This window comes from Marinobacter orientalis (assembly GCF_004792665.1).
In the GTDB taxonomy this organism is placed as follows: domain Bacteria; phylum Pseudomonadota; class Gammaproteobacteria; order Pseudomonadales; family Oleiphilaceae; genus Marinobacter; species Marinobacter orientalis.
Genome location: NZ_SRZX01000006.1, coordinates 40,847 through 62,165, shown reverse-complemented (window position 1 = coordinate 62,165; position 21,319 = coordinate 40,847). Strand labels below are relative to the sequence as shown.

Genomic DNA, 21,319 nt, shown 5'->3' with positions numbered 1-21,319 from the left:
CCCGGTCAGCGCTCTGTGGCGCCTTCCGCCCTGCTGTCCGCGAGCCTTACTGGCCTACGGATGCCACAATGGTGATCTGTTTGTTATCCGGAATTTCCTGGTACGACAATACGTGCAAGCGCTCTACCCCGAAGCTTGCAAACTTCGCCAGCACCGGCCGCAGCGGCCCGGACACCAGCAGTATCGCCGGCTTGCCCAGCATCTCCTGGCGCTGGACACTGTCCTGGAGTGAACGCTGGAGCTTCTCGACCATGTTCGGCTCCAGTACCAGCCCGATGTCTTCCTGACCGCCGGATTGTTGACTCTGCTGCATGGACTTAAGCAATAACTGTTCCAGATCCGGATCCAGGGTGATAACCGGGATTTCTGCGTCGTTGCCGCAAATGCTCTGGACAATCATCCGCCGGAGCGACTGACGGGCTACCGTGGTCAGCAGTTTCGGGTCCTGGCTCCTGGGGTGAACATTGACGATGGCTTCGGCGATCGAGCGCATATCGCGGATCGGCACTTCTTCTTTCAGCAGGTTCTGCAACACTTTCAGCAGCAGGCTGATGGAGACGGTGGTAGGGACCAGCTCTTCCGCCAGCTTCGGAGAGGCTTTTTCCAGCTGGTCCAGCCACTTCTGGACTTCCTCGTGGCCCAGTAATTCATGGGCGTGCTTCTGCAGGATCTGGTTGAGGTGGGTCGCGACCACCGTGCTGGCATCGACCACGGTGTAGCCCAGGGTCTGCGCCTGGTCTTTCTTGTCCGGTTCGATCCAGCTGGCATCCAGACCGAAAGCAGGGTCTTTTCCTTCGATACCCTCGATCTTGCCGAATACCTGGCCGGGATCGATGGCCAGTTCGCGATCGGGATGGATCTCGGCTTCCGCAATGGTTACGCCCATCAGGGTAATGCGATACACGTTGGGCATCAGATCCAGATTGTCGCGAATGTGAACCGACGGCATCAGGAAACCAAGATCCTGGGAAAGCTTCTTGCGTACGCCTTTTATCCGACTGAGCAACTGCCCGCCCTGGGACTTGTCGACCAGAGGAATCAGCCGATACCCCACTTCCAGGCCAACAATGTCCACCGTGGCCACATCATCCCAACCCAGTTCACGGGTCTCCCCCGGCGGAGGGAGCTGGGCGCCCTGGTCAGCAACATCACCACCCGAGGGAAGATCCCGCCCTGCCGGTCTCGCGCCGCCACCCCTGACCGGGAACGCACCGTCCTCCTCGACGGTCTGGCGCTCCTCCTGCCAGATGTACCAGGCGATGGCACCGGAAATGGCACCAAGACCAAGAAAAGCCACATGGGGCATGCCCGGAATCAGGCCGAGAATAAGCAGGATGACCGCCGCAATCGCCAGGGCCTTGGGCGCATTGAACATCTGCTGCAGTATCTGGCCGCCCATGTCCTGGCTGGAGGTTACCCGGGTAACCATGATGGCGGCGGAAGTGGACAGCAACAGCGATGGAATCTGCGCCACCAGGCCATCACCAATGGTCAGCAATGCGTAGTTCTGGGTGGCGGTGGCAAAATCCAGCCCATGCTGCAGCATGCCGATGGCAATACCACCAATCAGGTTGATCGCCAGGATCAGCAGGCCGGCGACCGCATCGCCCTTGACGAACTTGCTGGCACCGTCCATGGAACCGTAGAAATCCGCCTCCTGAGCGATCTCGGAACGACGGTGCTTGGCCTCCTCCTGGTTAATCAGGCCGGCATTCAGATCCGCATCGATGGCCATCTGCTTGCCGGGCATGGCATCCAGGGTAAAGCGTGCGCTGACCTCCGACACCCGGCCGGCACCCTTGGTCACCACCAGGAAGTTGATGATCATCAGGATGGCGAACACCACCAGGCCAACGGCATAGTTTCCACCAATCAGCACCGCACCGAAGGATTCAATCACCTTACCGGCGGCATCCCCGCCCTCATGGCCGTTGAGCAGCACAATCCGCGTGGAGGCAACGTTGAGCGCCAGCCTCAGCAGAGTGGCTACCAGCAGAACGGTCGGAAAGGATGCGAACTCCATCGGGCGCAGGGCGTACACACACACCAGCAGAATCACGATGGACAGGGTGATGTTAAAGGTAAAGAACACGTCCAGCATGAACGCCGGCATGGGCAATATCATCATGCCCAGCAGCCCCATCAGCATAATGGGAACACCCAGATTACCCCGCGTCAGGGATTTGACATTATTGAGGACTAACGCTCGGTCCATGCCCTAAAACTCTCCGGTATACCGTTAACCGCGACCATTCGCAGGTGGTTTTTTTGACGCCAACGCATCGATTGGAGGGATATTGGCAAGATCCGTACCAGCCCTTACGGCTTTTCTGTTCATCATGCCTGACGGACCTGTCGATATACGGTATCCTTGCGCCATTTGCCGGCCGCTGCCGCCGCGCGGACATCCGGAATCCAGACGCAGACAGTAGCCAGACACAGACAGACCGCTAGCTAAAAAGGTGAGCCCCATGCCAATCCACGAGGTGAAACACCCGCTGATCCGCCACAAACTCGGCCTCATGCGCCGCGCCGATATCAGCACCAAGAATTTCCGTGAGCTGGCCCAGGAAATAGGCGCCCTGCTGACCTACGAGGCCACCCAGGATTTCTCGCTCCAGCAGAAAACCATTCAGGGCTGGGCCGGCCCGGTGGACATTGAACAGATCCAGGGCAAGAAAATCACCATCGTTCCTATCCTGCGGGCAGGCCTGGGCATGCTCGACGGGGTACTGACCCTGATCCCGGGCGCCCGGGTCAGTGTTGTCGGCCAGATAAGGAATGAAGAAACCCTGGAGGCCAGCACCTACCTCGAGAAGCTGGTGGGCGAGCTGGACCAGCGCATGGCGATGATCGTGGACCCCATGCTGGCGACCGGCGGCTCAATGATTTCCACCATCGACCTGCTGAAAAAGGCAGGCAGTAACGAAATACGCGCGCTGGTGCTGGTGGCCGCACCGGAAGGCATTGAAAAGGTGCTGGAGAAACACCCGGATGTGTCCATCTATACCGCGTCTATTGACCAGCGGCTGAATGACAAAGGCTATATTCTCCCCGGCCTTGGTGATGCCGGTGACAAGATTTTCGGCACCAAGCAGAAGGACGTCTGAGCATGCAGGACCACCTGAACGACCCGGTCTGGAAGCAGGCCATTGCCGGCTCGCAGATGTTGCTGGTGGCGTTTGGCGCACTGGTGCTGATGCCGCTGATCACCGGCCTGGACCCCAACGTTGCCCTGTTTACCGCCGGTATTGGCACCCTGATTTTTCACATTGTCACCGGCGGCCAGATTCCCATTTTCCTGGCGTCTTCGTTTGCGTTTATCGCCCCCATCATTGCTGCCAAGGGCCGCTTCGGCCTTGAGGAAACCCTCGGTGGCCTGATGGCTGCCGGCATTCTCTACATTATCCTCAGTGGTGCTATACGCCTGCGCGGTAACGGTTTTGTCACCCGACTGCTGCCACCCGTCGTTATCGGTCCGGTGATCATGGTAATCGGCCTGGGCCTCGCCCCGGTCGCCGTACATATGGCCTCCGGGCGCACCGGCGATGGCGCCGAGCAACTGGTGCCCTACGACACCGCCGTCTGGATCGCGATGATTTCCCTGGCGGTTACGGTTATCACGGCAGTCTGGTCCAGTGGCATTTTCCGGCTCATTCCGATCATGTTCGGCATTATCGTGGGTTACATACTTTCGGCCATTGCCGGCATCGTGGACCTGTCCCCCATTACCGAGGCACCCTGGTTCGCCATCCCCAATTTCGTGGCACCGGAATTCAGCTGGGCAGCCATCCTGTTCATGATTCCTGTGGCCATCGCGCCAGCGATTGAGCACATCGGCGACGTCCTGGCTATCGGCACCGTTACCCGCAAAAACTACCTGGAGAAGCCGGGCCTGCACCGGACTCTTCTCGGAGACGGACTGGCCACCAGCGCGGCGGCAGCCCTCGGTGGCCCGCCCAACACCACCTACTCCGAAGTCACCGGCGCCGTGGTACTGACCAGAAACTTCAATCCGAAAGTGATGATATGGGCCGCCTGTATCGCCATTGTACTGGCCTTTGTGGGCAAGTTCGGCGCCGCACTGCAGACGATACCGGCACCGGTGATGGGTGGCATCCTGTGCCTGCTGTTCGGCTCGATTGCCGTGGTGGGCCTCAATACCCTGATCCGCCACCAGGTGGACCTGTCACAGGCCCGCAACCTGGTCATTGTGGCCATCACCCTGGTATTCGGTATTGGCGGCATGGCAATTGGCAACATGGAAGGCATTGCCCTCAGTGCCGTGGTCGCCATTGCCCTGAACCTGGTCCTTCCCGGCGCGGGTGAAGCATGGGGTAAAAAGATTCATGAACACGACACCCTCTAAAGACAGCTCGGGCATCAGCTTTACCGCCCTCTACACCGGTGCCGTCTGGCACCGGCACGGGCTCTCTGATGACGTTCTCGCCACTGATCGGGGCCGATGGCTCTATCACCTGATGACCCCGTTTGAAGCCGCCAGCAAGGCCTTTATCGGCGGTAACATCCGCACCTTCCTGCTGCAGCGACACCTGATCATCGACCACCTGATCGAACAGGCCCTCGAAGGCGGTGTTACCCAGGTGCTGGAAATCGCCTGCGGGATGTCACCCCGTGGCATCCGCTTACGGGACAGACACCCACAGCTCCACATGGTGGAAGCCGACCTGCCCGACATGGCCACCCGCAAGGCGGCAAGGTTGCTGGTGGCTGGTCGCCTGGGTGCCAACCACCAGATCATGCCCGTCGATATTCTGGCGGCGTCCGGCGAGCAGACAATAGAGGCAGTGGTGGAGAGAGCTTTCGATAACAACGAACCCATGGTTGTTGTCACCGAGGGCCTGACCAGCTACTTTTCCCTGCCGGTCATTTCAGAATTCTGGCAACGCCTGGCCCGGCTGATGCAACAGCGCCCGGGCTCGGTGTATCTGTGCGAAAGCTACCTGATGCCAGGCCAGCCACTGCTGCGCGGCACCCTGAAAGCTCTCGGTGGCCTGCTGGGATCGGTTACGCGAAGTGATGTCAGCTTTCATTTCATGGACGATCAGCAAGCCACTGAGCACTTGACCCTTTGCGGCTTTCCGTCCGTGGCGATTCACAACCCTGCCGATTATTATGACCGCCTTCCGATTCCTGAGAGCCGTAATGATCCTATGGTCAGGGTTATTGAGGCCTGGCCCTGAGCCGCTTGTAGCCTGCCTTTTCGGTGGCGGCGGGTGTGGGAAAGGGGCTCCCAAAAAACGCCCGTAAATACATCCATGTAGGGCTCGGTCGCGCCATCCCTGGCGCTCCACGTTTTTGGGAGCCCCTTTCCCACACCCTCTCGAACAACGGCGTTATCGCAGGCAACATAACCTGCACCCGTAGGTCGGATTAGCGAAGCGTAATCCGACAAATGTCATTGATACGGACTCATGATGTCGGATTACGCTTCGCTGATCCGACCTACGTTCTGGCGATATCTGTGAGGCCGGAAGTGGTTCGTCGGGTGGGCTTTCCAAAACTGTGCGGAGCCATGGATGGCGCAGCCCAAGCGCCACATAGATGTGCTTGAGCGTGTTTTGGAAAGCCCACCCGACGAATCACATCCCCCACAACTATCAGGTCTAAAAGCAGGCAAAACTCAAACATCCCGCCGCAAATCCGAAGGAATCGGAAAATCCGGAACATGGGGCTTCTGCCCGCGCCCCTTGCGGAACTGGCGGAGCTGGAACACATAGGCCAGAACCTGGGCAATGGCCATATACAGGCCATCCGGGATTTCACCGCCCACTTCGGTATTGTGATAGACAGCGCGAGTCAGCGGCGGCGTGCGGAGGATATCCACCTTGTTCTCACGGGCGATCTCCATAATCTTGAAGGCGGTCTCGTCAGAGCCTTTCGCTACCACAATCGGCGCTGCCATTTTGTTCTGGTCGTATTTCAGCGCCACCGCGTAATGGGTCGGGTTGGTGATCACCACGTCCGCGCCGGGCACGTCCTGCATCATCCGGCGCTGGGCCATTTCACGCTGCAGCTGGCGGATTTTGCCTTTCACTTCCGGTTTGCCTTCGGTGTCCTTGTACTCGTCTTTCACTTCCTGCTTGGTCATGCGCAACTTTTTCTGGTGATCGAAGATCTGGAACGGCACGTCGATGGCGGCAATGACGATGGTGGCACAGGCGAGGATGAAAAAGCTCCAGCCCAGGGTCCACAGCACGTGTTCCATGGCGGACCTGGCCGGTTCTTCGGAGATGCTGAGCAGGTCTTCGGTGCGCAGGTTGAGAATCAGGATGGCCACAGCCATGACCAGGCCTACTTTGAGGATGGCTTTGACCAGTTCGATCAGTGAGCGCACGGAGAACATGCGCTTCAGGCCTTTGAGCGGGTCCATGCGATTAAGCTTCGGAGCAATGGCCTTGCCGCTGACCAGCAGGCCGCCGATGCCGATGGAGCCGGCGACGGCGGCAATCAGCAGCAGGATGAGTAGCGGTGCGAGAGACCAGGCAGCTTCTTTCGCCGACGCTATCAGCTGGACGCTCATGTGCCGGGTGTCGAAGATGGCGGAGCGTTCGATGATGAAGCTGTCCCGCATGATGCTTTCCATGGCAGCGCCCATTGACGCTCCGAACACCAGCAGGCCGCCGGCGCCAGCTATCAGGACGGCCATGGTGGCCAGTTCCTTGGAGCGCGCGGTCTGGCCATCCTCCTTGGCTTTTTCAAGCCTTCGGGGGGTGGCCTCTTCGGTTTTTTCCTGGCTGTTGTCGTTTTCTTCGGCCATGTTTTGCTGTCTTAGCTCTGGTGTGTCGGTCGGTGGGGATGGCTATCCAAAACACGCTCCTTCGGCACATCCATGTGGCGCTTGAGCTCCGCCATCCATGGCTCCGCACAGTTTTGGATAGCCATCCCCACCGCCCTCTGCGAACTCCAGCGTCAAATCCGCCTCAATACCATCTTTCCTGTCATTTGATGGTTAACGGTTACGGCTGGCCCTGCAGGTTTCGCATGAATTCGAACGTTTCCCTGGTGTACTGCTCGAAGTGCGGCAGAAAATTGGCGTGCAGTACCCATATGGCAAATAATCCAAAAATCAGGCCAATCGGGAAGCCAAGGGCAAAAATATTCATCTGGGGGGCGGCGCGGGTCATTACGCCGAAGGAGATGTTGACGATGAATACCGCGGTTACTGCCGGCAGCGCCAGCAGCACTGCGGATACGAACATCCAGCTGATGCGGTGTGCCAGTTCCCAGACGCCCCTCTGTCCCAGGCCTTCAAGACCGATGGGAAGGGTGCGGAAGCTTTCGATGAACACTTCGAAAGCCACCAGGTGTCCGTTCATGGCCAGGTACAGCAGGGTGATGGTGATGGTGTAAATCTGCGCCAGTACGGGCACGTTTATGCCGTTGGCGGGGTCGACCATGGAGGCGAAGCCGAGGCCCATCTGCATGGCGATCATCTGTCCGGCCACCACGAATAACTGGAACAGCGCGGTAAGGGCGAAGCCCATACCGACGCCGATCAGAATCTGCTGGAGAGTTATTATGACCGCATCTGCACTGAAGGGATCCACCTGGGGTACCGGCGGGATCATCGGTACCACCAGGATGGTAATCAGCAACGCCAGTCCCAGGCGGACCCGTGCAGGGACCAGTTGGGTCCCGATAAAGGGGATCACCATCATGAAGCTGGCCAGGCGGAACAGCGGCCACAGGTGTTGCCCAATCCACTGGCTAATCAGGTCGGCCGGTATTTCCGTGGGCATGTCCGGTCAGCCGATCAGGTAAGGAATGCTGGTGATCAGCCGTTCCGCGTGATCAAGCAATTGGGTCAGCATCCAGGGGCCGGCAACAATGATGGTGATCAGGGTGATCAGCAGGCGCGGCAGAAAACTCAGGGTCTGTTCGTTAATCTGGGTGGCGGCCTGGAAGGTGCTGACCACCAGGCCAATGACCAGGCCGGGGCCGATTATCAGGCTTGATAGCAGCACGATCATCCACAGCGCTTCGCGCAGGATATCGATCACGGTTGAAGGCGTCATGGGTGCATACCCCCCTATATCCCGTAACTGGCGGCGAGGGTGCCCATGATCAGCGCCCAGCCGTCTACCAGTACAAACAGCATGATTTTGAACGGCAGCGATATGATGATCGGCGACAGCATCATCATACCCATGGCCATCAGCACGCTGGCGACCACCATGTCGATAATGAGAAACGGAATGAACAGAATGAAACCGATCTGGAAGGCGGTTTTCAGCTCGCTGGTCACGAAGGCCGGCAAAAGCACCCAGAAAGAGACGTCCTCGGCGGAGTCGTATTGCTCATCGGCAATCCGCATGAACAGCCCCAGGTCGCTCTCCCGTGTCTGGGCCAGCATGAAGTCGCGGAACGGCTGACTGGCCTGTTCCACGGCTTCCAGCGAAGACAGCTCCTCCTGCATATAGGGCTGAAGGGCCACTTCGTTCACCTCTTCCAGAACCGGCTTCATGATGAAAATCGTGAGAAAGAGTGTCAGGCCCAGAAGGATCTGGTTGGACGGCGTGGACTGCAGGCCAAGGGCCTGGCGCAGTATCGCAAACACCACGATGATGCGGGTAAACGAAGTCATCATCATCAGCATCGCAGGCAGGAAGGTCAGCGCGGTCATCAGCGCCAGGATCTGCAACGATACCGAGTATTCCTGGACGCCCTCTTCCTCTCCCGGCGTTACCGTAAAGGCGGGAATACCCGGAATATCCGCCAGCGTGGCTGGCGCCCAGGTGGTGAGAAACACAAGTACCAGTAACGCCAGGCCCCGCCCCGACACATGCGCCAACATCTCAGGAATCTTCCTTCGATGAAGGCCCGGAGCCCCAGGACTTGCCGATCATACCCTGTAGCTTGCGGGCAAAATCACCGGATACAGGATCACCGGCGCTGACTACGGGTTCGTCGAATACATGGAGAGTGCGGATTGTGGAGGGAGTGACACCTACCAGTATCTGGGTACCGCCTACTTCGATCAGTGCTACCCGCTCCCGTGTCCCCATGGCCATCACCGAGACCACCTTGATGGCGCGGCTATTGCCTCCGGTCATTCCGCCCATGCGCCGCACTATCCAGGCACAACCGAAAATAAGGGCGAGCACCGCCAGCAGGCCGACACCCAGGGTCAGCATGGTGATCAGGGTATCGGGTGCTGATGTCACTTCCTGCGCGGGGGTTTCCTGCTCCTGGGCTGTTGCCAGGGCCGGTACCAGCAGCGTCAGCAAAAGCGCGGTAACCGTGTTGCGCATCAGGAGACCGGATAGCAACGCCATATCACTTCTGCAACCGCTTGATGCGTTCGCCGGGGCTGATCACGTCCGTCAGGCGGATGCCGAACTTTTCGTTGACCATCACCACCTCGCCATGGGCAATAAGAGTTCCGTTAACCAGCACATCCAGCGGCTCGCCCGCCAGACGGTCCAGTTCAATCACCGAGCCCTGGTTCAGCTGCAACAGGTTGCGAATCGGAATCTGGGTGTTGCCAACTTCCATGGAAATAACGACCGGAATATCGAGAATAACGTCCAGATCCGGCGCCGGGCCGGTGCCCTGAGTGAAGTTCGATCCTTCCGGAAATTCTTCCATGGGCGCGGCACGGACATTGTCCCTGCTACCACCACTGGACTCATCGCCGTCATCGGTTTCACCGGCTTCCGCCATTGCAGCCGCCCATTCATCCTCGCGATCGTCGTCGGCATCGCCAGATTCTTCCATGGCAGATTCCCACTCGGCAGCGAGCTTCTCGTCCTCACTGAGCTCCTGCCCGTTTTTCTTGTCGTCATCAGCCATTGCTGCGTCCCACCTTCAGTTGCTTTTTCAGCTTGGGCACGGTTGCCCGCTCATGAATTCTCAGTGCCAGCTTGCCATCGCGGGTGCCCATCGTGGCTTTGTAGATGGGGATGCCGTTGGCAGTCAGGGTCAGTAACTCGGGGATTTCCACCGGGATAATGTCACCCTCTTTCAGCTTGGCAATCTCGCGCAGGGAAATGCGGCGCCTGCACACCGTGGTATTGATGGGAACGTTGACTTCCTTGATGTCCTCCTGGAGAGCGCTGACCCAGCGCTCGTCGACATCATCAATATCACTCTGGACACCCGCGTCCAGCACATCCCGGATCGGCTCGATCATCGAGTAAGGCAGCGCCATGTGCAGCTCTCCGCCACCGCCATCCAGTTCGATATGGAAGGTGCTGACCACCACCACCTCGCTGGGGCTGACAATGTTGGCCATGGCCGGGTTCACCTCGGAGCTGAGGTACTCGAAATCCACCTTCAGCACGGCATGCCAGGCTTCCCGCATGTCGTGGAAAACCTGGTCCAGCACCATCTGCACGATGCGGGTTTCCGTGGGCGTGAATTCGCGGCCCTCGATCTTGGCGTGGCGGCCCTCGCCGCCAAAGAAGTTGTCCACCAGTTTGAACACCAGCTTGGCATCAAGCACAAACAGCGAGGTGCCCCGAAGTGGGCGAACCTTGCAAAGGTTCAGGCTGGTGGGCACATACAGGGTGTGGATGTATTCCCCGAACTTCATGATCTGAACACCACCGGTGGACACATCGGCATTGCGACGCAACAGATTGAAAAGACTGATGCGGGTATAACGGGCAAAACGCTCGTTGATCATTTCAAGCGTTGGCATCCGGCCACGGACGATACGATCCTGGCTGGCGAGATCGTAGGACTTGATACCGGCTTCGTCGGCTTCCTCGTAGGTATCGATATCGCCGTCGTCCACACCGTGGAGGAGCGCGTCGATTTCGTCCTGTGACAGTAAGTCCTGCATACGTTTCTCTGCCCCCGTGTCCGCCCTGGCCGGGCTGTATTGCGCTATCTGTTGCAGTTATTGAACGACAAAATTCCTGAACAGCACCCGTAGCAACGGAGGCTCTCCCTCCTGTTCGAGAGCGCTGTTGACCGCCATCAGCATATCAGCGGCCAGCGCCTGCCGGCCTTCGGGTGTCTGCAACTCATCAAAATTCCGGTCCCCCAGCACACCGATCAGCCGGCTGCGCAACAATGGCATGTGCTGGCGGGCGGCCGCCAACGCCTGCGGATTATCCGCTTCGAAAGCAAGATGAGCCTGCGCGTAACGCTGCCGACCCTCAGCCTGTACTGTTGTGACCAGCGCCTTTTGCAACACGGTATAGGTGCTGGGGACAAAGACCTCGGCCTGCTCCGTCTCCACTTTCTCGTCACCACCCGTGAGTCCGGGAATGCTTCCCCCCAGGAACCACATTGTTCCGGCCACAGAAAGCCCGATAGCCAGAATAACTACCAGTACCAGCAGTAAAACAAGCTTGAGTCTGCCTTTCTTTGCCGGCGCCGCCGCGGGCGCATTATCTTCAGCCATAACGTGCTTCTGCCAGAAATCCGTCAACCGGACAGTTTATATGAAGATATAAGCAAAGGACGGGCCAGGTTTCCCCCATCCTCCTTATCCGGAGAGCAGTCTAGCGTTGCTGCGGAGGATGGGCAAAAGAAGAATTACGCGGGAAGCAAATTCGCTCAGGCAAAGATATCAACTTCGCCTTTCCAGGTCAGATCCAGGGAATCGGGTTGCAGGTCCTGATCCTGGCCGCCCGTGTCTGCCAAAGCACCGCTGCCTTTCCCGTTATTTTCATCGGCGCCGTTCTCCCCTGCCTGTTGCTGCGGGGAGTCGGATACATCGAACTGTTCAAGAGACAGCCCCTGCTCGTTCAACATATCCCGGAGGCGATGGCTGTGAAGTTCCAGCTGGTCCCGTACAGCCGGGTTGGCCGAATGCACGGTGATATTGGCCTGTTCCTGCTGAACCTGGACGCGCACTTCCATAGGTCCCATATCCGGTGGTGTCAGATGTATTTCCGCGACAGACATATTGCGCGCCGTCAGCCAGGTCAGCTTGCCAACCAGCTTGTCGCCCCACTCCGCATGATTGACCGGTACATCGATGGAAGTGGTATACCCCCGCAAGGCAGCTACGTCAGCTGGCAGCTTTGCAGTGTCGGGACCGGTCAGCTGCTGGCTGGCCAGTTCTGCCGCTGCCTGAAACCGAATGCCCCCCTGAACCGGCGGTGTTTCCTGGGTACGGCTGGTGTCAGCAGCGACGCCAGACATCAGCGCTTCGGTCAGGGCCATCCCGGCTCCTGTCCCGGCACCCTGCGCCCCCTGGCCGGGTTTACTGCCGGCTGCGCCAGGCAGTCCCGGCATGATTCCGGCAAACGCCTGCATCCCCGGCATTACGCCATTAGCGCCGGCCTGGCCCCCGTTTGGCCCTGGCGCTGACGGCAGAGTACCGCCATCAATGCCGCTGGCCGGCATCAATAAAGCCTGAAGGCCGGCAAAGGTCAGTGGCATGCCCTCTTCCGGCAATGTCTCATCAGTATTGCCTTGCCGAATGACCTCTTCGGCCCCGGCACTGTCGCCGTTGTTGCCGGTTGCCGTTGCCGCGGTGGCTTGCTTGTGATCATCCGCGCGGCTGTCGCTGCTCTTTTCCGGGCGCGCCGCCTCGTTACGGGCATTCTCGTCAGTATGCGCCTGCTCCCGTTTTTCGGTCTGTTTCTGGTCGAGCCGCTGCTGCTCGGAACGGGAAACAGTATCAAAATCACTGTCACCGTTTTTTTCACGGCCGCCCGGAGCCGGCTTTACGCCCTTATCGGACTGCGGCCCCTGCGGGGATGTCTGGGGAAGAACCATTTGGGACATGGCAACCTCTTGCCGCTTTTTGCTGATCGGAGCGCATTTTTCTGCGCTACCAGAGTATTTAGCAAAAGCGATGCCATTCCGGGCAACAGCGGTGTCATTCTGTATTGCTATTCCAGAAACCGTCGGAGACTGTCCTCTACCTGCCGGAATTCGTTTTCAATGGCTTCGACCATGACAGCGGCTTCACTCAGGCGGTTGCTACGCCCGGCCTTTTCAGCCTCAGAGCAGAGTTCGCCCAACCTGGGCGCGCCAATATTGATGCAACTGCCCTTGAAGCTGTGTGCGGACCTGGAAAACCTGTCCGCGTCCTCCTGTTCCAGGGCCGAACGCAGGTGAGCGATGCGATCGGAGGAATCCATGATGTAAGTGTTGATCAGGATATCGAACTCATCCTCCATCACATCCTGCAACTCGGCCAGTGCTTCCTGGTCAAGGTGTGGCTTGTCTGTCATGGCCAACTCCCTTTTTATGTGTTGGTACTGCCCTACCGGGCAGCGACCTCAGAAAAATCCCAGTCGTATACGATTTCCGCCCGGGTGCCCTGTTCCCGGAAGTTGAGGGAGTGCCCCAGCTTGCGTAGCAGCATCAGCCCCCGTCCGGAATAACCACCCTCGTCAGTGACAGTGAACGGATCAAGATAATCGAATCCACTGCCACTGTCTTCGCACACGATGGTTAGCTGGCCGCCCCGGTCAGTCGTGGTATGGGTCAGGGTAAACCGGACATAGTGCTCCGATACCGACTTCAAACGCCGCTCCCGCTCGGCATAATAGCGACCGAACCCCTCGGGCGTTGCCTTCCAGTGCGAAGACAGGCCCAATACACCGTGCTCCAGGGCATTGGTATAAAGCTCTGATAACAATGTGTAGATCTCGCCACTCTTGCGGCGCAATCCCGGCACCTCCATACAGATATGGAGCAGCAATGGCAGCGGGTTGAACTGTGCCAGCGAACGGTCACGGATCTCATAAACACAGTGCCATTCCGCGGGACCTTCCAGTGCCGACTGCGGTAGCCGGTCCGACACCCCGACCAGCTCGGCCTCCTTCACCATCTGCAAAGACAGCAAGGTTACGTCATCCTGCTCAGGTTGCCTGCCGGTGAACGCATTAATGCCCGCCATCACCGCGTCGAAAGCTGAACCGCCACTGCCGCTGTCATCAAGCGACTGCTTCAGACGTTCTTCCCCGTACATTTCGCCGTATTGATTCTCGGCTTCCATAACACCATCGGTCATCATCAGCAGAGTATCCCCCGGCTCGGTGCGAAACACCTCCGTTCGGGCATCGAAACGCGCAGCGCCAAGCACACCCAGCGGCAGATGCCGGGATACAATGCTCTCAAACATTCCATCCTTTCTTATCAGGACGCCATCCGGCAGCCCTCCGTTCCATACCTGCAACTGATTGAGGTGAAAATCTGCCTGAATCATCGCTGCGCAACAAAACATTCCGGTAGGCAGGATCCGCACCAGCTTCTGGTTGATCTCCCGCAGCACGTCGCTGCCGCTGAAGCCCTTGCTGGTCATGCCGTAGAAAATCTCGGCCACCGGCAAGGCACCGACTGCGGCAGGCAGTCCATGGCCGGTAAAGTCGCCAACCAGTATCTGCATGCCCCCCGCGGGGCGCGGACAGGCGAAGAGAACGTCGCCGTTAAAAATGGACATGGGAGAGGCGTGATAGCGAATATTCGGCGCGTTCAGACAGCCGGTGTGGGCGACATTATCGAATACCCGCTTGGCAACTTCCTGTTCTTCAAGAAGCTGGCGGTTGCGGTCGTGGATCAGATCGCGATGCTGGCTCAGGGTCCGGTGCATCAGCCTCATGCGGTTGAACGCATTGATCTTCGCTTCAATGATGACGCGGTTGTAGGGCTTCGTCAGAAAATCGTCACCACCGGCTTCCAGACAGCGGGCCAGTGCGTCGGCATCGGACAGGGAGGTCATAAAGATAAGCGGTACCAGACGCTCTCCGGCCAGAGCCTTGATGTGATGGGCGGCCTCCATTCCGTCCATAACCGGCATCAATGCATCCAGCAGCACGATGTCTGCGCCGGACCGGCGGAAAATATCGACAGCGTCCTTACCATTTTTTGCGTCTTCAACCTCATGGCCAAGACGGCGGAGAAGGGTTTTGAGAATCAGACGGTCACTGTCACTATCGTCGGCAATCAGAATTCTCAGCGGCCGACTGTCCGAGAGTGAATGATCCACGGCGAACCTCCGCAGCCCTGCGATGTGGTGATTCAGCGAATCGAAAACAACTGATCGAAATTGGATATGGACAGTATACGGCGCACGTCGCTGTTGCAGTTTTCGATGCGGATTTTCGCACTGTCACCACCTGCGTAATCTCTGAGCAACAGCAGCATACCCAGCGCCGAGCTGTCGAGGTAGGTCGTGTCGGAAAGGTCCACCACAAAGTTCGTTACGTTTTCATCACCATGTTCATAGGCATCACGAAAGGCCTGATGGGTACTGAAGTCGAAGCGACCCTCGATTTTTATGGTCAGGGTCTTACCGTCCTCACTGCGATGCGTCTGAATCGGCATTACGGAGCCTCCATGAATTGCGAGAGTGTAACAGGGAACAGCGTAAGCCTCGGGGGCATCCTGCATTAAAGGATAGTCCACCATACCGGATTTGCCTCCGTATTACATATCTCAGCCACACCTTTTAGCGTCGCCTTGACAGAAGTCGCCCGGCGGCCTCGTCCATCTGTTTCTGTTCCCTCAGGTCCTGCTCCCGCTGCTCCTGCCGGCGGCAGGTTTCAATATACTTTTCCATCCCACGGCGCCGTTCCCAGGCCTGTTGCCACTCCTCCCTGCGCACCCGAAGCCGGTCTTCCGCCTGCTCAAGCAGTTTCTGTTGCTGGCCAATCACCTGATCCAGTTGAGCGATGAAAGCCTGCCAGCCCTGTAGCCTGGCGACTGGCACCACGCCCTGCTGATTACTTCGTATCTGGTCCCGGTACTCCTTCTGGTAACGCTCCAGGTTTTCTATCTGTTGGCGCTGGGCCTCGTAGTGTTGCCCGGCCTCCGCCATTTTTTCAAGAGCGGTTTTTTCCTTGCGCTCCTCAAGTGTCAGTACCACTGCCAGACGCTGTGATCGCAACATCAGTTATTCCCCCGGGCAACGGATGGCGGGATTTTGGCGCGGTCGGGCGAGCGCCTTTCCGGCACTACCGCCAGCAGTTGCTGGATACTTTCCTCAAGGGGGGCGCTTTCATTCAACCCCTGTTGCAGAAACTGCCCCATGTTGGCGATGTGGGCAATGGCAAAATCGGTTTCCGGATCCGACCCCTTCACGTAGGCGCCAACGCTGATCAGATCCCGGGCCTGCTGGTAGCGGGAGTAGACCTGTTTGAAACGCTGGGCGCGGGCGAAGTGCTCTGGCTGCGTTACCTGGGGCATGACGCGGCTGATCGACGCCTCGACATCGATGGCGGGATAGTGTCCCTCTTCCGCCAGCCGGCGGGACAGCACAATGTGACCGTCCAGAATGGCCCTTGCGGCATCGGCAATGGGGTCCTGCTGATCGTCACCTTCCGTCAGCACGGTATAGAACGCGGTTATCGAGCCACCACCGGGGCGACCATTGCCGGTTCTTTCCACCAGTTGTGGCAACTTTGCGAACACCGAGGGCGGGTAGCCCTTGGTGGCAGGCGGCTCGCCCACCGCAAGCGCAATTTCACGCTGGGCCTGGGCATAGCGGGTGAGGGAGTCCATCAACAACAGCACCCGCTTACCCTGATCCCGATAATACTCCGCAATTCGGGTAGTCAGCATGGCGGCGCGCAGCCGCATCAGTGGCGAGTCGTCGGCGGGAGAGGCCACCACCACGGAGCGATCCAGGCCCTCATCTCCCAGAATATCCTCAATAAATTCCTTTACCTCGCGGCCGCGCTCACCGATCAGCCCGACCACGGTTATATCCGCGTCGGTAAAACGGGTCATCATGCCCAGCAACACACTTTTGCCGACACCACTGCCGGCGAACAGCCCCAGGCGCTGCCCCTGACCCACCGTCATCAACGCATTGATTGCCCGTATGCCCACATCCATGGACTGGCGAACCGGGGCCCGGTCCAGCGGGTTGATGATATCGCCACTCAGCGACACGCGGGCTTCTGCCTGCAACGGCCCCTTGCCATCAAGCGGCTCGCCGTTACCGTTCACCACCCGCCCCAGCAGTTCTGGTCCGACCGGCACCCGGCTGGCGGCCGATAACGGCACCACTCTGGCCCCGGGACGCAATCCTTCAATGGCGGTCAGCGGCATGAGATAGACGCGATCATCCTCAAAACCCACCACCTCCGCTTCCACGGTGCCGGCACCCTGCCCGGTAATCACGCAGCGGTCACCCACCACCATGGGACAACCCACACACTCAAGGGTGAGGCCGACCATCCGCGTCAGCCGGCCGGAAAGTTCCGGTTGTGGTGCTTCGGTGAAACAGGACTGCAATCTTGCGAGGCGTTCAGCCAGATGTGCCGTCATCGCCCTCTCCCTCACCTTTGCCTTTGCCTGCATCCCTGTCCTCGCCGGAATCAAGTACGCCATGCTGGAAGTCGGTGAGGTCGCTCATCATGGCATCGATTTCTTCGGCCTCACCGGTTTTTTCGGTATCCAGCTGTTTGTCCAGCATCCCCTGAACGGCTTTCTGGAACCGCTTTTCCACGGTGAAGTCCACCAGGCTGTGGCGGGTTTCCAGCTTACAGCCACCCCGCAGAACTGCCGCATCTTCCAAAATGGACGTGACTGCCTCGAACTTCCCGGCAATCTCGCTGACCCACTGATAATCGTCAGGATGGATATGAATGCGCACGTTTTCGGTCGTTGAAGGCAGCGACGCCATGGCGCGACGGACTACTTCAGCGATATGGGACGAGTCCAGCGACAGCTCGCGAAACACCACAGCACGGGCAAGCGCCGTAGTCAGGTTCATCAGGGCGATTTCCACTTCGTCTTCGTGGCGCTGGATGGGAATCAGCAATTCGCCCAGCAAATGCTCCAGCCGGTCCAGCTTGGTGTCCACTTCCTTGCGGGTTTCCGCCAGACCCAGTTCGCTTCCCCGCTCGCGGCCTTCTGCCAGACCTGCCTCATACCCTTCCTGATACCCTTTGTCCCGACCCTCATCAAAACCGGCCTGATATCCCGCTTCCCGACCTTCCGTATGCCCGTCTTCATGAGCAGCCTGCCGGATTTCGTCGATGTCGGCAGCGGTCAGGGGCTTTACCTCACGCTCCTCTTCCTGGACAACTTCGTTGCCCCGGGCATCCAGCAACGGCAGTTCCCAGCGCTCATAGGCGGTGAGATTTTCCCTGGGGATGCGATCGAGATTGCGGCGGGGATCTTTCATCACATCATTTCTTCGCCAGCACCACCGAGGGTGATTTCACCGGCTTCAGCCATACGACGGGCAATGGTGATAATGTCCTTCTGGGCAGATTCCACTTCACTGACCCGCACCGGCCCCTTGGCTTCCAGGTCATCCTGCAGCAGTTCCGCCGCCCTTTTGGACATGTTCTTGAAAATTTTCTCCTGGACACCATCGTCCGCGCCCTTGAGAGCCACCACCAGTACTTCCGATGAAACTTCTCGCAGGAGCGCCTGGATACCGCGGTCTTCGATGTCTTTCAGGTTATCGAAGACAAACATCAGGTCTTCGATGGTGGAAGCCAGGTCAGGATCCATGTCCTTGATGGAGTCCATCAGGCCACCTTCGATATTGCGGTCCATGAAGTTCATGATATCCGCGGCTCGCTTGACCCCGCCAATGCGGCTGGTCTGGGCAGCAGAGCCGCCGGAGAACTGCTTCTCGAGGATGTCGTTGAGTTCCTGCAGGGCCTGGGGCTGGATGCTTTCCAGGGATGCGACACGCATCATCACGTCCAGGCGCACCTTGTCATCCAGCGTGCCCAGAATCTCGGCCGCCTGATCCGGATCAAGGTAGGAAATGACAATGGCCTGAATCTGCGGGTGCTCATAGCGGATGATGTCACCCACGGCACGGGGCTCCATCCACTTCAGGGTATCCAGGCCGGTGGTGTTACCACCAATGAGAATCCGGTCAATCAGGCTGGAGGCCTTGTCGTCACCCAGTGCCTGGGTGAGCATGGTGCGGATGTAGTCATCATTGCCAACACCCAGGCCGGTCTGGCCGCCAACCGCCTCAACGAACTGGTTGAGCACGTAGGTAACGTCGTCCTTGCTGACGTCTTTCATCTGGGCCATGGCCACACCGACCCGCTGCACCTCTTTCGGCCCCATATGCTTGAGCACTTCGGCAGCGTCGTTTTCGCCCAGCGACATCAGCAGGATTGCCGCCTGCTCTACCCGCGGGATTTTCCGCTGGAGCTTTTGCGGCGCATCAGGCTGGAGGTTGTTCTCATCAGTCATCGACATTCACCCACTGGCGCATCACCTGGGAGACCCGTGCCGGGTCTTCCGCAATCAGGCCTTTCAAAGCATTCAGCTGCCTATCATAACTGTCTGTTGCGCCGGGCAAAAGCAGATCATCCTGGGAATGCATGGCCTCCCGCATGGCGTCGCCACCCTCAATGCCCTCCAGCCCCTCGTAGCCACCATCGTCGGAATCGCCCCTGCGTTCGCTGCGGCCACCGCCGGACAGGCTTTTGAGAGTCGGGCGCAGCAGCCCCAGCACCAGCACAAGGATCACCAGTCCTGCCAGCACCTGCTTCATCAGGTCCCAGAACCAGGGCTGTTCCCAGAATCCCGGGGCCTCGAACTCTACCTGCTCCTGCGCTGCAAATGCGGTATTCATCACGGTAACGCTGTCGCCCCTGGCCGCTGAATACCCCACCGCATCACGGACCAGCATGGTCAGCCGCTGCAACTCCTGTTCAGGCCAGGGTTCATAGCTGACCTCGCCGGTCTGGGGATCCACCACCTTCATATCATCGACGGCCAGCGCCACCGACAGGCGCTTTATGCCGCCAAGCTCCTGGCGGACATAGCTGACAGTCCGGTCCATTTCGTAGTTGCGGGTTGACTCCTCACGCACGTTTACCGGAGCTGCCTGGCCTTCGCCCTCCCCATTACCGTTGGCCTGCTCCGGCACGGTCGCCTGGGCCGGTGGCTGATTGGCCAGGGCGCCGGGAATACCGCCTGCGACGCCGCCGACGCGTCGTTCGGACATCTGGCGCTCACTGCGTACTGCCTGCTGCTCGGGATTGAACAGTTCCTCCGCCTGCTCCACCGAGGAAAAGTCGAGATCTGCTGTAACTTCGGCCCGGAACCGGCCATCACCAACGACGGGGCGTATCAGAGAGGCCACCCTGCGGGTGAGCCGGTCCTCGACACGGGCGGTAAAGTCGTACTGATCCTCCATCTGGCGGCTGTCACCCTTGTCCTCGCGGCCAGTCAGCAGATTGCCGCTCTGATCAACCACGGTGACATTGTCCTTGCTCATTTCCGGAATGCTGCCGGCGACCAGATTCACAATCGAGGCAATCTGTTCCTGCTCCAGGCGGCGGCCGGCAACGACTTCGAGAAAGACAGACGCCGTTGGTGTACGGGCATCCCGGACGAACACCGAGCGCTCGGGGATGGCCAGATGAACCCGCGCCGCCCTGACCGTTCGCATGCTGCCGATGGTGCGGGCCAACTCTCCCTCGAGGCCGCGGCGGAAGCTGATGGTTTCCATGAACTGGGAGGTGCCCAGACCGCGGTCCTGGTCAAGAATCTCGTAGCCCATGGTCTGCTCGTCAGTTACACCTTCGGCCGCCAGCTTCAAGCGGGCGTTGTAAACCTCGTCGGAAGGCACAAGCAAGGCACCGGTGCGGGGCTCCATACGGTAATCGATACCATTGGCCTCGAGGATGGTGGTGACATCCCGGGGATTGTAGCCGGACATATCTCCCACCACGGGCTGGTAATTGGGTTCCTGGGCCCAGAGCACCACGGCAACACCAAGGGCGACGCTGGCAGCAAGCCCGACCATCAGCCCCACCTGCCGCAGCAGGTTCAGCCGATTAAACCCGAAGATCAGATCACTGCGGCTCTCGCCGGTGTCGTCATCCCGCGACGCGGGCATATTCGAGGATGAGGTTTCGGCAGGTAAAGTGGCCATGGGTCTGCTCCGCTATCAAACCGGCATGTTCATGATGTCTTCGTACGCTTTCACAACCCGGTTGCGAACCTGGGTCATTGCCTCGAAGGAGATGGATGCTTTTTCAGACGCGATCATGACCCGGGTAATGTCCACATTGGGGTCACCCATGTCGTAAGCAGTCTTGAGATTACTGGACGACTGCTGCAACTCGTTGACGGACCCCACGGCCTGGCTGAGCATGTCACTGAATTTCGGAGTGTCAGAGGTTTCCTGAATCCGCGAGGGCCCGTCCATCCGGCCACGGATATTGTTATCCTGCTCTACCCGCTGATTTTCCATCATCTGCGAGCGCATGTTGCGGATTTCAGAAAGAACACTGTTGATGTCAGCGCGCTGGACCATGATTCACTCTCCCGGGTCGCCTCTTAGCGGGCAAGCCATTGAACTGGATATTGCTTTGCGGGAATTAAAGCAAACCACAGGCCAATATGAATTATTTCCGGTTTTTCATAATGTTAATGAGGTTTCTGGAAG

General features: G+C 58.8%; 22 protein-coding genes. 3 read left to right on the top strand and 19 right to left on the bottom strand.

Going from position 1 to position 21,319, the window contains the following annotated elements:
- Window positions 1-46 precede the first annotated feature (46 nt).
- Complete coding sequence (gene flhA / locus DIT72_RS15070; protein ID WP_135956072.1) at window positions 47-2,215, bottom strand: flagellar biosynthesis protein FlhA; 2,169 nt, start codon at window positions 2,213-2,215, stop codon at window positions 47-49.
- Between the two features lie 256 nt (window positions 2,216-2,471).
- Here flhA and upp point away from each other — a divergent pair, with 256 nt between their 5' ends.
- Genes upp through DIT72_RS15055 form a run of 3 tightly spaced genes read left to right on the top strand, consistent with a single transcriptional unit; the run spans window position 2,472 to window position 5,204 of the window.
- Window positions 2,472-3,110, top strand: a complete 639-nt coding sequence (gene upp, locus DIT72_RS15065; RefSeq protein ID WP_135956071.1) for a uracil phosphoribosyltransferase — start codon at window positions 2,472-2,474, stop codon at window positions 3,108-3,110.
- 2 nt (window positions 3,111-3,112) lie between these two features.
- Complete coding sequence (locus tag DIT72_RS15060) at window positions 3,113-4,369, top strand: uracil-xanthine permease family protein (RefSeq protein WP_135956070.1); 1,257 nt, start codon at window positions 3,113-3,115, stop codon at window positions 4,367-4,369.
- Window positions 4,350-5,204: a class I SAM-dependent methyltransferase gene (locus DIT72_RS15055; protein WP_135956069.1), complete on the top strand. Its 855-nt coding sequence runs from the start codon at window positions 4,350-4,352 to the stop codon at window positions 5,202-5,204. The genes DIT72_RS15060 and DIT72_RS15055 overlap by 20 nt, the downstream gene beginning before the upstream one ends.
- 440 nt (window positions 5,205-5,644) lie before the next feature.
- On the opposite strand, the gene flhB is transcribed toward DIT72_RS15055, so the two are convergent.
- From flhB to fliE, 18 genes are all read right to left on the bottom strand, one after another.
- Window positions 5,645-6,781, bottom strand: a complete 1,137-nt coding sequence (gene flhB, locus DIT72_RS15050) for a flagellar biosynthesis protein FlhB (protein ID WP_135956068.1) — start codon at window positions 6,779-6,781, stop codon at window positions 5,645-5,647.
- A gap of 199 nt (window positions 6,782-6,980) precedes the next feature.
- A complete protein-coding gene (gene fliR, locus DIT72_RS15045; protein ID WP_135956067.1) occupies window positions 6,981-7,763 on the bottom strand; it encodes a flagellar biosynthetic protein FliR in 783 nt (260 codons plus the stop codon).
- A 6-nt stretch (window positions 7,764-7,769) separates the two neighbouring features.
- Entirely contained in the window at window positions 7,770-8,039 is a 270-nt protein-coding gene (fliQ, locus tag DIT72_RS15040) for a flagellar biosynthesis protein FliQ (RefSeq protein WP_135956066.1), read from the bottom strand.
- A 14-nt stretch (window positions 8,040-8,053) separates the two neighbouring features.
- On the bottom strand, window positions 8,054-8,818 hold the full coding sequence (gene fliP / locus DIT72_RS15035; protein ID WP_135956065.1) for a flagellar type III secretion system pore protein FliP: 765 nt from the start codon (window positions 8,816-8,818) through the stop codon (window positions 8,054-8,056).
- 1 nt (window position 8,819) lies between these two features.
- Window positions 8,820-9,275: a flagellar biosynthetic protein FliO gene (gene fliO, locus DIT72_RS15030; protein ID WP_169450025.1), complete on the bottom strand. Its 456-nt coding sequence runs from the start codon at window positions 9,273-9,275 to the stop codon at window positions 8,820-8,822.
- A 25-nt stretch (window positions 9,276-9,300) separates the two neighbouring features.
- On the bottom strand, window positions 9,301-9,816 hold the full coding sequence (fliN, locus tag DIT72_RS15025) for a flagellar motor switch protein FliN (RefSeq protein ID WP_135956064.1): 516 nt from the start codon (window positions 9,814-9,816) through the stop codon (window positions 9,301-9,303).
- Window positions 9,809-10,810, bottom strand: coding sequence for a flagellar motor switch protein FliM (gene fliM / locus DIT72_RS15020; protein WP_135956063.1), 1,002 nt, complete (start codon window positions 10,808-10,810; stop codon window positions 9,809-9,811). The genes fliN and fliM overlap by 8 nt, the downstream gene beginning before the upstream one ends.
- Before the next feature lie 57 nt (window positions 10,811-10,867).
- Window positions 10,868-11,377, bottom strand: coding sequence for a flagellar basal body-associated FliL family protein (locus DIT72_RS15015; RefSeq protein ID WP_135956062.1), 510 nt, complete (start codon window positions 11,375-11,377; stop codon window positions 10,868-10,870).
- A gap of 155 nt (window positions 11,378-11,532) precedes the next feature.
- Complete coding sequence (locus DIT72_RS15010; RefSeq protein WP_135956061.1) at window positions 11,533-12,711, bottom strand: flagellar hook-length control protein FliK; 1,179 nt, start codon at window positions 12,709-12,711, stop codon at window positions 11,533-11,535.
- Window positions 12,712-12,818: 107 nt separating this feature from the next.
- Window positions 12,819-13,163, bottom strand: coding sequence for an Hpt domain-containing protein (locus DIT72_RS15005; protein ID WP_135956060.1), 345 nt, complete (start codon window positions 13,161-13,163; stop codon window positions 12,819-12,821).
- Window positions 13,164-13,195: 32 nt separating this feature from the next.
- On the bottom strand, window positions 13,196-14,923 hold the full coding sequence (locus tag DIT72_RS15000) for an ATP-binding SpoIIE family protein phosphatase (protein WP_135956059.1): 1,728 nt from the start codon (window positions 14,921-14,923) through the stop codon (window positions 13,196-13,198).
- A gap of 32 nt (window positions 14,924-14,955) precedes the next feature.
- Window positions 14,956-15,261: an STAS domain-containing protein gene (locus DIT72_RS14995; protein WP_135956058.1), complete on the bottom strand. Its 306-nt coding sequence runs from the start codon at window positions 15,259-15,261 to the stop codon at window positions 14,956-14,958.
- Between the two features lie 124 nt (window positions 15,262-15,385).
- Complete coding sequence (fliJ, locus tag DIT72_RS14990) at window positions 15,386-15,826, bottom strand: flagellar export protein FliJ (protein WP_135956057.1); 441 nt, start codon at window positions 15,824-15,826, stop codon at window positions 15,386-15,388.
- Window positions 15,826-17,208: a flagellar protein export ATPase FliI gene (fliI, locus tag DIT72_RS14985; RefSeq protein WP_135956056.1), complete on the bottom strand. Its 1,383-nt coding sequence runs from the start codon at window positions 17,206-17,208 to the stop codon at window positions 15,826-15,828. The genes fliJ and fliI overlap by 1 nt, the downstream gene beginning before the upstream one ends.
- The gene (locus tag DIT72_RS14980) at window positions 17,189-18,070 is read right to left on the bottom strand and encodes a flagellar assembly protein FliH (RefSeq protein ID WP_135956055.1); all 882 of its coding nucleotides are present in this window, start codon (window positions 18,068-18,070) and stop codon (window positions 17,189-17,191) included. Before DIT72_RS14980 ends, fliI begins: the two co-directional genes overlap by 20 nt.
- Window positions 18,070-19,110, bottom strand: a complete 1,041-nt coding sequence (gene fliG / locus DIT72_RS14975) for a flagellar motor switch protein FliG (protein WP_135956054.1) — start codon at window positions 19,108-19,110, stop codon at window positions 18,070-18,072. The genes DIT72_RS14980 and fliG overlap by 1 nt, the downstream gene beginning before the upstream one ends.
- The gene (gene fliF, locus DIT72_RS14970) at window positions 19,103-20,803 is read right to left on the bottom strand and encodes a flagellar basal-body MS-ring/collar protein FliF (protein WP_135956053.1); all 1,701 of its coding nucleotides are present in this window, start codon (window positions 20,801-20,803) and stop codon (window positions 19,103-19,105) included. The genes fliG and fliF overlap by 8 nt, the downstream gene beginning before the upstream one ends.
- A 15-nt stretch (window positions 20,804-20,818) precedes the next feature.
- The gene (gene fliE / locus DIT72_RS14965) at window positions 20,819-21,187 is read right to left on the bottom strand and encodes a flagellar hook-basal body complex protein FliE (RefSeq protein ID WP_135956052.1); all 369 of its coding nucleotides are present in this window, start codon (window positions 21,185-21,187) and stop codon (window positions 20,819-20,821) included.
- Window positions 21,188-21,319: the final 132 nt, after the last annotated feature.